Source organism: Amedibacillus sp. YH-ame6 (assembly GCF_053848845.1).
Genome location: NZ_JBSPEZ010000007.1, coordinates 69400 through 82903 on the forward strand (window position 1 = coordinate 69400; position 13504 = coordinate 82903).

At 34.7% G+C, this 13504-nt stretch carries 8 protein-coding genes; 2 read left to right on the forward strand and 6 right to left on the reverse strand.

Going from position 1 to position 13504, the window contains the following annotated elements; translation table 11 throughout:
- Positions 1–117: 117 nt before the first annotated feature.
- From ACWG0P_RS06745 to ACWG0P_RS06770, 6 genes are all read right to left on the reverse strand, one after another.
- A complete protein-coding gene (locus ACWG0P_RS06745) occupies positions 118–633 on the reverse strand; it encodes a hypothetical protein (protein ID WP_455801065.1) in 516 nt (171 codons plus the stop codon).
- Positions 633–2525 carry a leucine-rich repeat protein gene (locus tag ACWG0P_RS06750; RefSeq protein ID WP_455801066.1) on the reverse strand — a complete coding sequence of 631 codons (1893 nt, stop codon included), beginning with the start codon at positions 2523–2525 and terminating at the stop codon, positions 633–635. Before ACWG0P_RS06750 ends, ACWG0P_RS06745 begins: the two co-directional genes overlap by 1 nt.
- A gap of 153 nt (positions 2526–2678) precedes the next feature.
- Positions 2679–3404: a LytR/AlgR family response regulator transcription factor gene (locus tag ACWG0P_RS06755; RefSeq protein WP_455801067.1), complete on the reverse strand. Its 726-nt coding sequence runs from the start codon at positions 3402–3404 to the stop codon at positions 2679–2681.
- 22 nt (positions 3405–3426) lie between these two features.
- Positions 3427–5736 (reverse strand): DUF3298 domain-containing protein, encoded by a 2310-nt coding sequence (locus tag ACWG0P_RS06760; protein ID WP_455801068.1) that lies wholly within the window; start codon positions 5734–5736, stop codon positions 3427–3429.
- Positions 5737–6104: 368 nt separating this feature from the next.
- Positions 6105–7307: an FprA family A-type flavoprotein gene (locus ACWG0P_RS06765; protein WP_455801069.1), complete on the reverse strand. Its 1203-nt coding sequence runs from the start codon at positions 7305–7307 to the stop codon at positions 6105–6107.
- A 12-nt stretch (positions 7308–7319) separates the two neighbouring features.
- Positions 7320–9227: an acyl-CoA dehydrogenase family protein gene (locus ACWG0P_RS06770; protein ID WP_455801070.1), complete on the reverse strand. Its 1908-nt coding sequence runs from the start codon at positions 9225–9227 to the stop codon at positions 7320–7322.
- Positions 9228–9821: 594 nt separating this feature from the next.
- On the opposite strand from ACWG0P_RS06770, the gene ACWG0P_RS06775 reads away from it, so the two are divergent.
- On the forward strand, positions 9822–11456 hold the full coding sequence (locus ACWG0P_RS06775; protein ID WP_455801071.1) for a PTS transporter subunit EIIC: 1635 nt from the start codon (positions 9822–9824) through the stop codon (positions 11454–11456).
- A gap of 50 nt (positions 11457–11506) precedes the next feature.
- Positions 11507–13447 carry an aminopeptidase gene (locus ACWG0P_RS06780; RefSeq protein WP_455801072.1) on the forward strand — a complete coding sequence of 647 codons (1941 nt, stop codon included), beginning with the start codon at positions 11507–11509 and terminating at the stop codon, positions 13445–13447.
- Positions 13448–13504 lie beyond the last annotated feature (57 nt).

A 13504-nucleotide genomic window follows, 5' to 3' on the forward strand; every position in this document is an offset into this window, starting at 1 on the left:
TTACGTCTATCACATTTGTGACAAACTATTCTTACCTATATAATATACGAAAAAAAAGAGAATTTTCATTTCCTACGTGAAATGTAGTATTCTCTTCGTCAATAACAGAATTATCTATTACGATTCTTCTATGTTATCATGTTTCTTCTTATAACGGTACACAATATACCCTCCAGTACATAACATACTCATCATCCACAAGCCAACCATAGTTCTATCTCCAGTAGATGGCGTTTTTGTTCCCTCTTCCTTCTCTACTTCTTCAATATCATTTCCTGGTTCTTTTTCTGCATTTTTACTTGCTATCAAGAAGTATGTTTCCGCAGATACATCCCCTTTATATTGTAGCTTCAACGTATGCTTCCCAACCGTTAACGTATTCAAATAGCTTGCCTTTAACGTTATGATTGTACTTCCTGATCTCAATGTATAATGATCTTTATGTAAAATAACTCCATCCACATACACTTCCACCAAGTCTTCTAATTTCCCACTACAAGTGACTTCCATATCTCTATTCTTATTGATTTGATATGTAAACCCTGCACCTATTATAATCTCTGGTTCTTCTACAACTGGTGGAACACTTGCTGTTTCATATTGCGCTTCCACAATAACTGCACTTTTAGGCATTACAAATGTAGTCGTTTTTTATTTGCATCCGCTAATGTAACTCCACCACTTTCTACTTTCCAGTTCTTAAATGTTTTACCACTCTCTGGAGCGTTCGCAGTAATTGTGACAGTCTCTCCTACTTCATATTTCACTTTATCAGTTGTCCCATTCTTTACTGTTACATCAAATTCCAAAGGACCTGCATGTACCTCAAATGAAAAATCCTTTCCTTGATATTTACCTGAAATTGTATTAACACCTTTTACAAGTGTTACAGGTGTATATGTAAAATTATCTTTATCATTGTCATAAAGGAAAGCAAAATCACAATTCACATCCGTTCCTCTACTTGTATCTCCAAGTGTAACATTAAATTTTACTCCATCTAGCTTAAATTCTTGTCCCACTTGATAAGTTTCTTGTAAACTTGTCGAAACCGCCTCTACATTCAGTACGTCATATGGTTTTTTTGTGCCTATTAATTTATCCGTTTCTGTTGAATCGGTACCAACTTGATAATATAAAACTGTATCTGTTGGAAATACATCACTATCTAAATCAGGAATGGTTCTCCCCATGAAATAAAATGCTTTTAGGTTAGAACATTCTCCGAATACTCCATAACCCAAAGTTTCAACCTTACTGCTTACACCTAAACCTGCTCTTATCAATAAGGTATTTTCATAATATGCTACAGAATCTAAATTTTTTACACTTGTATTATTTTCTAGCCCTGTACTTGTTAATGAAGAACATCCCATAAACGAAGAATAACCAACAAATTCAACACTGGAGTTGTTATCTAATCCTGTACTTTCTAAGGAAGTACAATCACGAAATACTGCATTGCCTAAAGTTTTGATACTTGTATTGGTTTCTAGCCCTGTACGTGTTAATTTTGTACAACCATTGAATATATTGTCTTTCAATTCTTCTAAGTTGTTGTTACTTTCTAAACCAGTACTTAGCAGAGATGTACAACCTTCAAATGCACTATAACCTAAATCAGTTAATCCCTTATTGGTATCTAACTCTGTATATTCTAAACTGGTGCAATTTTTAAATGTGTAGCCTCCAATACTTTCAACATTTTCATTAGTTGCTAAACCTGTACTTGTTAATGAAAAGCAACTTTCAAATACGCTCTCTCCTATATTTTTGATACTTTTATTTTCTGCTAAGCCTGTATTTTCTATGGCATCACATTCAGCAAACACCCTATTCTTGATAGTTTTTATTTTTTCATTTTTGCTTAATCCTGTGTCAGTTAAATTATCACAATCAGCAAATGTTAAATTTTCTAAAGTTTCAATTCCTTTATTACTTTCTAGTCCTGTACTCGTTAAGTTGATACATCGATAGAAGGCATATGCCCCTAAGGTTTTAATGCTTTCATTATTTTCTAAGCCAGTGCTAGTTAGACTTTGGCATCTAGCAAATGCATTAATTCCTATAGTTTTAACACTCGTATTGCCACTTAATCCCGTACTAGATAATGATGTACATTCTTGAAATGCATAATTCCCAATACTCTCTATAGAAATATTGTTAGCATATTCGATATCAGCTAGAGTACGACAGTACGCAAAAGCATTTTGTCCTATACTTGTAACGATATATGCTTTATCATCACTTACTACCTCACTTGGTATTTTAATCTTACCTTGTGTATTAGATTTGATTGCGGTAGCACCTGTCCCTAACGAAACTTCTCCTTTTTCATCTGCTGTTGCTTCTTTTGTTATTTTAAATTCACAGTCAATTTCTTGATTTGTTCCATCAGATAAAACATTCACAATCTTTACTTTAAATGTTCCTCCAACAGCAGCTTCTATAGTATCCTCTTTCATAAAAGATACGACTCCTAAAAACAATATACATACTAATAAAATCTTTCCAATCTTTTTCATATAGGTATTCCTTTCTCTCCTTAATTTACGTCTATCACATTTGTGACAAACTATTCTTACCTATATCATATACGAAAAAAAAGAGAATTTTCATTTCCTACGTGAAATGTAGTATTCTCTTCGTCAACAACAGGATTTTATTAGAATTTTCTTTTATTCTTTGTTTGAAGCATACTCTAATAAAGCTATTTTTAAATCGTTGTACTTGTTTCTTGAGATAGGTATCACCCTTCCTCCAAGAATAGTTACATGGGATGTAGTCATAGCTGTTATGTAATCTAAATGGATAATAAAGGAACGATGAGGCATAAAGAAGAACGGGAAGTTTTTTAATTTATCATAGAGAGAAATTAATGTATAGGTTGTTTCTAAAGTTCTTCCATCGGAAAAGATACATATTTGTTTGTGGTTATAGCCTTCAATTAATACAACGTCATGAAGATTAATCTTGGTAAATCCTTCTTTTGTTTTTAAAACGATGGAGGGACGAGTTATTGGTTGTGCTTTTTGTATACTTGATAATAGTTCTGCATCAAACTCTGATGCATTGATAGGTTTTACTAAATAGTTACTTGCTTTTACTTGGAAAGCATCAAGTGCATATTCTCTTGAAATCGTTAAAAATATAATTTCCGATGTTTCTTTTCTTTCCCGAATACTTCTTGCTAAATTTATTCCATCAATTCCTGGCATGAGGATATCTAACAAGTAGATATCAAATCCGCCATTGATTTGGATGTACTCTAGTACATCATATGGAGACATAAAAACTTTCATTTCTATAGGATACTCTAGATGTTGTTTACCAAATGCTTTAATAAGCTTTTTAAGTTCCTTTACATCTTCTTTTTTATCCTCACAGATACATAAACGAATCAAAACTGTTCACCCCTTCTTTTCTTTATTTTAATATGGTTGGCTGGGATAGAATAGATGTAAGAACACTTGTAGGAATTACAAATTCTGGACAACCAGCGCTTCCTGGCGCAACTTCATATTCTTCAAAGATAATCACTAATTGATTTTGATTATTGATATAAAAATCTTGATTTCTCGCAATATATTGGAACCAATCACTTTCTGGCCACATATCACCAGGTATAAAATAATTAGCTAAACCTGCATCTACTTGTGCTTTCATTTGTGATAATATTTCTTCACTAATGACATTTACATATTCATACTTACCTGTAAATAAATCTTTAAGTTCTATCACATTTCCTGTTTTCATATCTAACATAAAATGACGGAATATATTTTGGGAGCCTCCTACATTTAATGTTGATTCAAAACGTATGATAAGGAGTTCTCCATCGTTACGTACGGTTGTGTATTTTGTATCCATTGCTACATAACCTTCATATTTTCTTGCGACATACCATACATACTTTTCTCTTAATGTTTCTACATAAGCTTCCATTTTCTGATTGATTTCATCAACGCCTTCGCTTACATCCGGAGTATCAGGAACTACTGGTGTTACTGGAGTTACTGGTTCCTTTGGTTTCTCTGGAGATGGTGGTGTTGGTTTTTCAACCTCTACGATTGGAGGAATGGTCCCTCCACTGTTTTTGTTGTCTTCCCAAGAAATTGTTTGAGAAGGAGCTGTTGTGACTTTTTGTGTACTTTCTTTTTGGGTATCTGCTGTTTGTTCATTTGCGTTTGCTATTTTAGAATTAGGATCTTCTATTCGTTTCACCTCTGGTATTTCCATATGTATTTGTGTTGCTCCCCAACCAGCACTTATAGAATCTGCTTTGCTCACCTGAAGGAAACTTCCAAATATGTTTTCTCCATCTGTTGCATATATTGCACCTACTCCACCGAACGCAAGACATAAGAATAACATGGATGCTAAGGTTGCTGAAGATGCTTTCTTCGTACGCTTTATTTTTTCTGGTACGCTTAATGCTGGTATTTTTTCTTCAAATAACATTACCTTTAACTGGAAGCTTCCATCTGTACAAGCTCCCTGTAATATTCCTTGATATTTCTCCGTAATTGATTTAATACTTCTTAGGCCGATTCCATGACCTGCACGTGCTTCTACAATAGGAAGCCCTTCTTTATCAAATGTGTATGTTTTATCATACGTGTTTTTAACTACGATTATAAATTTCTTTTCATCTTCTAGGACTGCTTTTAATTGGATACTTGCTTCTGGTGAATTTGTTTCTTGTATTGCATGAATCGCATTCTCAAGAGCATTTGCTAAAATAATACAAATATCCATTTCATCATATAACATCTCACTTGGAATCAATACATTTGATTGCACATTGTAACCTAGTTCTTTTGCTTGTGATATATAAGAAGATAGCACTGCATTCACTGTTTTATTCTCACAATATCGAACAAGTTCACTTTCTTTCATATGTTCATCAAGTCTAGCAATATATTGCTTTATCTCTTCACTATTTTCATTACTTGCTAATGTATTCAATACCATTAAATGATGACGCATATCATGACGATAGCTTCTTCCTTGTTCTACTTTCTTACAAATAGATTCATATTCTTGTCGTTGTATCTTTAATTGTTGTGCGATAACTCTTTCATCTTCTTTCATCTGTAACGTTCTTTGAGCTAATATCAATACACGAGATATAATAAAGAATACAGATAATGCAGTTAAAAAGAGAATCAACCAAACAATAGAATTATTAGGCGTATTTTTAAAATAAGAAACACTTATGAAAATCATAATCGTAGGAAAACATAATGGTAACCAATTTGTATCGTTATGTAGTACATTTGATTGAAATGCTTTTCGCATATAAACATTTACAATCCATAACAATATAATGGCTCCCATAATCAAACTAACACTTATTACAACGCCTCTATTCATACCATAATTATCTACACCTTTAATCATAGCTTTTCGATAGAATTCTAAGTTGCTTGAAACTAAAATGGCAATTGTCCAAATAGAAGACGTTTGATAAAAGCCTGACTTAGAAAGGATATAAACACATATAATCACAGGCAGATATGCAGTCAATGGCAACATCGTTAAAACAAGCATAATCTCCTTACTATATAGGTAGCCTCCTACTTGTAAAGAAATGATACCAGTTAAAAAAACAAGGGTGATAAGGATCGTCACTCTCTTTGTGAATCTGGATTCTAACAAACTAGCGCAAGTCAGTAAAAATGTAAAAAACGGAATGGCTGCCCATAAGCATATGAATAAGTGTCGAGTTATCATAGAACCCCTCCTAGTTTTAATTATTTTTGATGTGTAGCTTTCTCCCTAAAATTGCTACATAATGTTTTTTCTTCTGTTTTTATTATAGCATGATTTATAAAAAGTGTCGCTAACTGTTCGTGCAGTTATCATATTATAGTAGATATGTAAAAGGAATGATAGAAGGAGTTGTTTAAGTTTTGAAGGTTTCATGATGTGGATTGTTTTGTGTTCCAATCGGTTTTAAATGATTGCGACCATGTATACTCCTTGCTTAATCAATACGTAAGGAATTTATCACACATACAGGAAATGAAGTACAGTTAATGTATGCGTGATTTACTTCGTACATGGAAAAAACACCTCACGATTGTGAAGTGTTTTGGTTGTTAGTCTTTCATAGAATCTAAGATACCATCTACTAACGCATTCATTTCATTTGTATTAGCTTTGCTCATACTTGATACAAAAGATAATTCTTCATTTAGAATACTCATTTGTTTCATTTCTTCTAAGCACTCTTTCATTAGGCTACCAGATTTTGGTGCCCATGAACCATTTTCTATGATTCCAATGGTACGTTTTTGTAAGTTTAGAGCTTTCATATCCATTAAGAAATTATGCATTACAGGATAGATTCCTAAATTGTACGTTACACTCGCAAGTACAATGTGGCTATACTTGAAGGATTCTGATATAAGTTGGGATACATGGGTATTGGATACATCATACATTGCAATATTCGTCATGCCCTTTTCTACTAGCTTTGTCGCAAGCACATTGGCAACGTTCTCTGTATTTCCATACATGGATGCATAGGCAATAAGAACCCCTTTTTCTTCTGGTTCATACGTACTCCAATGTTGGTATTTATCTAATAGGTATCCGATGTTATTACGCCATACTGGTCCATGTAATGGACAGATGATTTTAATATCAATAGTACCTGCTTTCTTTAGTAATGCTTGTACATGTGGTCCATATTTACCAACGATATTGGTATAGTATCTTCTTGCGTCATCAATCCAATCACGTTCAAAGTTCACTTCATCATTGAATAGTTTTCCATCTAAGGCTCCAAAGGAACCAAAGGCATCAGCGGAAAACAATACGCCATTGGTAATGTCAAAGCTTACCATTGCTTCTGGCCAGTGTACCATTGGTGCTTCAACAAAGGTAATGGTATGTTTACCAAAGGTTCTTGTATCTCCTTCTTTTACGGTGTCTTCTTTCCCATCTACATCAAAACCAAATTGACGCATAAGAAGGAATCCCTTTTCTGTAGAGATTACTTGTACATTTGGATAACGTAATACTACTTCTTCAATAGATGCACAATGATCTGGTTCCATATGATTGATAATCATATAATCTAAATCACGTCCATCTAATACATATTCTAAGTTTTCAATAAATTGTCTTCCTATAGACCAATCAACTGTATCAAACAATACTGTTTTTTCATCCATTAAGAGATAGGAATTATAGGAGACCCCTCTAGGAATTGGATGAATATTTTCAAATAAAGCTAATCTATGATCACTTCCACCAATCCAATATAAATCATCACATACTTTTCTTACGCATTGCATATTGTTCTCCTCCTAATTCTCTATAAACTGGTCTTTAAGTTCGCCACATTCTGGACAAACCCAGTCTTCACTTAATTGTTCAAATGGTGTGCCTGGTGCTACATCGTTTTCTGGATCACCTATGGTTGGGTCGTATTCATATCCACATCCGTTGCATATATGCAATGGGTAGGATGGTGCTTCTTTTTTAATGAATGGTTTTTTCATCTTTATCATTGCGGGAGCCGGTTTCTTTTCTTCTCCATCATCAAGCGCTGCGCTTAATAGTGGTAAGATTTCCATAAGGTCTCCTACAATTCCATAATCCGCATTCTTAAAGATAGCAGCATTCGCATTCTTATTGATGGCGACAATGGTTGTGGCATCTTTGATCCCTTTTAAATGTTGGCTTGCCCCTGAGATTCCACAGGCAATATATAAGTTTCCTGCAAATTTTTGACCAGACATTCCTACGTAACGATCGATTGGTACATATTTTAAAGTCTCCGCTACAGGACGACTAGAGCCTAGTGCTGCCCCTGCTTGTTTGGCAAGTTCTTCTACCAGTGTCATATTCTCTTTAGAACCAATTCCTTTACCAGCACTGACCACTCTTTCTGCTTCAACGATTGGTGTATCCAATGAAATCCCTACTGTAAAATCATACCCATCGCTCTTTAATGCACTTACTAGTTTATCTACTTTCTCTTCTGCACTACCTTCTTTAAAGATCATTTTCTTACGTGTTCCGGTAATTGCGGTAGATGCACTCTTTACTGCTGCAGATGCATTCTTTGGTTGTTTTCCAATGATATGGGACGCAATAACCACTCTTTGAATTTCATTGGTTCCTTCATATATCGTACAAATTTTCGCATCACGATACGCACGTTCTACTTCCATGCCTTTCAAATATCCACTACCTCCAAATATTTGTAAAGCATCGTTCACAATTTCTAGACATACATCAGATGCATATTGTTTTGCCATAGCGGATTCCATACCGTATGGTTCATGGTGTTCTTTTAATTCCGCAGCACTATAAATAAGCATACGTGCAGCGCGTAGTTTTGTAGCCATATCTGCTAGTTTAAAGGATATGACTTGTTGTTGAGCAATGGGTTTCCCAAACTGAATACGTTCTTTTGCATATTCCAGGGCATTTTCATAGGCGCCTTGTGCTATACCCAAAGCTTGTGAAGCAATCCCAATACGTCCACCATCCAAAGTAGCCATTGCGATTTTAAATCCTTCGCCTTCTTTTCCTAATAAATTCTCTACAGGTACTTTTACATCGTTGAAGATAAGTTCCGCTGTGGATGATGAGCGAATTCCCATTTTGTCATAGTGATCTCCAAATGTGAAACCTTCCCATCCTTTTTCTACGATAAATGCACTAATTCCTTTCACTCCGATATTTGGAGTAGTTAAAGCAAATACTACATACGTATCCGCAACTGGTGCATTCGTAATAAAAATCTTATTTCCATTTAATAAGTAATGGTCACCTTTTAGCTCTGCTGTGGTTTCTGTACCACCGGCATCACTACCAGCATTGGGTTCTGTTAACCCAAAGGCACCAATCTTTTCTCCTTTTGCGAGTGGAATCAAATATTTCTTCTTTTGTTCTTCTGTACCAAAGTTAAAGATTGGCCAAGTTCCAAGAGATACATGGGCAGATAAGATAACACCCGTTCCTCCATCCACTCTACTTAACTCCTCTACCGCAATCGCATAGCTTAATACATCTTTTCCTGCTCCACCATATTCCTTTGGAAATGGGAGTCCCATGATGTTTAGCTTCGCAAGTTTTTTGATTGCTTCTGCTGGAAATTCGTTTTGCTGATCAAGCATAAACGCAATTGGTTTTATTTCCTTCTCGGCATACTCGCGTACGATGCTTCTTACTTCTTCTTGTTGTTTACTTGTTACATAGTTCATTCGCTTTTCCTCCTCATACATTACAGGATATGTTTGATTGTGTGCTAAATTCACATGACATATCACTTTGTAACTCTAGGCTAACACAAATGTAAGCGCTTTGTCTTTTGATATGCTCATGAATTTTTTATTGGAATATTTATGTAAAATTAACATGGTCCTTATTTCGTTAACAGCACCTTAACTTCTTATACGTTATGATATAGATGTAAAAAGGAGATGTGAGTTATGGAAACGATGAATATACTGTTATCCGCTGTCGGATTAGTTGTTGCGGCTATACCTGCCTATCTGGCATATAAACTATTTACATCTGCAGTTGATACAAAACATGCACATATGAAATAATCAATTTCGTTATGGTTCTATATATGGTGTGGGTGCGCTGAATAAGCATGCCTTTTTTTCTGTAAACGAGATAGCTATATATCTTTGGAGTAGTATGATAAAATATTGTTATCCTTCATAATTCTTACAATGAAAGCGTTTTAATTGTTTAATTTTTACCACATTGTTAGGGAACTTTTAAATAATTACAATGCTTAGCACTTTCTGTCATCATGATAAAATAAAGTTAAGAAAAGGAGTGTAACAATGAAAGATAAAATACAAGTATTTGCCGGCGCGATGATGACACCAATCATAGTAATGGTTGTTGCCGGGTTCTTTATTGGTATTGGTTCCGCGTTCTACAATATCAATAATGTGCAGGCTTTGGGTCTTGGGGGAATTATAGTTGAAGGAAATTTGATTCACAGTTTCTTTAAACTTATTAATGATTTAGGGTTTATGGTTATGCGTTTCTTGCCACTGTTCTTTACAGTCGCAATTACATTCTCACTAGCTAAACGTGAGAAAGGATGGGCAGCGTTTGGTGCTGTTGTATTCTTTATCGCTATGAACCAAGTAATTTCATCTTTATTTGCAGTGAACGGTATCACACCTGAAACAACAACCGTAGAAGCCTTCGTATCGTCTGGTATGAGTTTGGATAATGCATCCATGAAGGCAGCTCTATATACCACATTCTTGGGAATCTTTACATATGATAGTTCTATCTTTGGAGCGTATATCACAGCTTTCTTGGCAAGTGTGATTCACAATCGCTTCTACCAACAGAAGTTAAGACCTTCACTGTCTTTCTTCTCTGGTCCACGTTTCGCTATCATCATGATGTTTATATTTGCAATTCCAGTTGGTATCATCATGTATTTCGGATGGCCAATTCTATCTAGCGTAATTTCTTCTGGAACAAATATGTTAACAGGTTCTGGTTTATTTGGAACATTCGCTATTGGATTCTTAGATAAAGCGTTACTTCCATTTGGTTTACATCACTTAATTCCTGTACAGTATACAAGTATGGGTGGTACAATGGAAATTGGTGGACAACTATATCAAGGTGTTACCAACATTATGTATGCGCAATTAGGTGATCCTGATTCCATGGGATATATTACAAGAAACTTCGAAACAGGTCGTATCTTAGTTCACTTTGGTGCTTTACCTGGTATTACCTATGCAATGTATAAAACAGCATTTAAGGAAAATAGAAAAAAAGCAGCTTCTATTTTAGTTCCTGCTGTTGTAACTGCATTTGCAATCGGTATTACAGAACCAATTGAATATACCTTCCTATTTGTTGCACCAGCATTGTTCTTCTTAGTATATGCACCATTAACAGCGTTAGGGTATGTACTATGTGAAGCATTGAATGTATCTATTATTGGCGCAAGCTTTAGAAACTTATTTCCAAACTTGCTACAGCCACAAAAAGTACATGCATGGCCACTTGTATTCTTGATTCCAATTTTCTTCATCGTGTTCTATTTCATCTTTAAATGGGCAATTGAAAAATGGGATATCAAAACTCCAGGTCGTGATGGAAGAGAAGACTTTGCATTATATTCTAAAAAAGATTACAAAGAGAAACAAGAAGCAGAAAAAATCGGATCTGATGAATTCGTTAAAATTGAAATTAGTGATGATTTACCACAACGTATCTTAGAAGCTCTTGGTGGTAAAGAAAACATCGAAAACATTACCAACTGTGCCACTCGTTTACGTGTAGAATTAAAAGAAGTAGAAAAGTGCGCAACAGATGAAGAATGGACTTCCAACTTAAGTGCAATTGGAATCGTTCGACGTAAAAAATCTCTACAGATCATATATGGTACACAAGTAATCCAAATTACAACAAAGATCAAAGAGATCATAGATTGGGAATAAGAAAGGTCTCCGTAAGGAGATTTTTCATTTATAGAAAGTGAGGACATCTTATGCAACTACAAAATAACGCAATACAAGCATATCTAGATTCATTAACAAACCAATTAGAAAAGCGATTATCTTTTTCTAAAACCTTACAGGATTCTTACTTTAAGGAACATAGCTTTGAAGAACTACTACAAGATAATCATGCTTGGTATCAAGAAGTACAACAGTGCTATGATACTTCTTATGCAAACCCTGCGTATACCGCTAGTTTATTACCTAAGGAACTTGCGCCTATTTGTACTTGGTTGTATTATCAAGTGCAAATGATGATGCCCTCTATCTTCCAACGAAATATCAAACACATAGAACAAATTGTACGTTATGTAGATATCATGAAAAAACATATCTTTGATAATCCTACTGAATTCTTAAAGGATGCCGTACAAAATGATTTACATAACACATTAGCACAAGACTTCCAACAAAACTATACAACCAACAACTTCACCACAAAACTACTACAGGAAGTAGACCTAGAAGATTTACGTTACATCTTCCGTTATGGAATTTATATTAGCAATGCTGAAGTTGAACTTGCACAACTGATACAAAAGAAAGAGGAACATGAAATTCTTCAATTAGCTGAAAAAATGGTGCGTGCTTATCAAAAAGGATTTCATGTTAGAAATAAGAAAAAGACAAACCGTGATTGTTCACGCGTTGTCTTAATCGTAGGATTAGAAAAAGTGGGAGCTACTATTCTTAAGCTACTACAAGAAGATCACCAAGAAGGATGTATTGCCCAACTAGTGTACAAAGATATAGACCCACAAGTCTTATTCGATCATCGCCAAGAAGAGGCTTTGTTCTGTGATGATGCTTATATGTCACATAAAAAAAGTGCATATCAAGAAGTATGCGAACTCTATACAGATGCCTTACATACGTACTTAGGAAATATTATCATGGTTTCCTTTGGTCAAAACAAGTTAGACACAACAACAAAAGAAAGCGCTGCTCATATGAATGAGCTACAAAACAAATTGGTCAAACAATATGAAATGGATACAAAAATCATCTTTGAAACATACGTTCCTAAAGGAGAAATAAGCTTTACGGGAATGGCGTATCCAACCCGTGAAATCTGTGAGGATAACTATGAAAAGATATTCCAAGATGTTATGGAAATCAATCTTATGGACCCAACAAAACATGAAGCTATCCAAGAACTCTTAATCGATGTATTTGATCAAAGTGACTTTGTGGAAATAATAGGTTCTAATAAGAATGAAACTTACATTAAAGTAAAACTACCAAAACTTAAAGACCCTGTACATCAAAGCAACTTCTCCAACTGTGGAGCCGATATCAATATTCCCATAGGAGAAGTATTCACGAGTCCTCAATTACTTGGAACGAATGGTTTATTACATATTCGTAAAGCACGTATTTCTAAAATTGCATTTGAAGATATTCGTATGGAATTTGAAGACGGCTTCGTAAAAAAAGCAAGTTGTCAAAACTTCGATGACCCTAAGAAAAATGATGAATTGATACAGGATGTCATCTTTCATCATCGCGACACTCTACCTATGGGAGAATTTGCCCTTGGTACCAATACCTTTGCCTATGTAAAAGCGAAGGAAAATGGAATCTTATATAAATTACACACCCTCATATTTGAAAAACTAGGTCCCCATATGGCAATCGGAGATACGTGCTTTGCTTGGTCTGAAGACAACAGCATCTATTCTGTTCATTCAGGAAAAGAATTAGTTGCGAAAGATAATGAATTTAGTATCGCACGTCATGAAGATGTAACCAAAGCTTATACAGGTATACACTACGATTTAACCATCCCATATGATGAAATTCAATCCTTGCGTGCGCATCATTATGATGGTACAATTACTCCAATCGTAGAAAATGGCTTCTTCGTTTTAGAAGGCTGTGAGTACTTGAATGACCCATTGAAAGGGGATTATCACAATGAAACCAAATAAAGTAGATATGTATTTTAAAAATAAGAATTTCAAATTTTATAAATTCGCGCGTTTCAT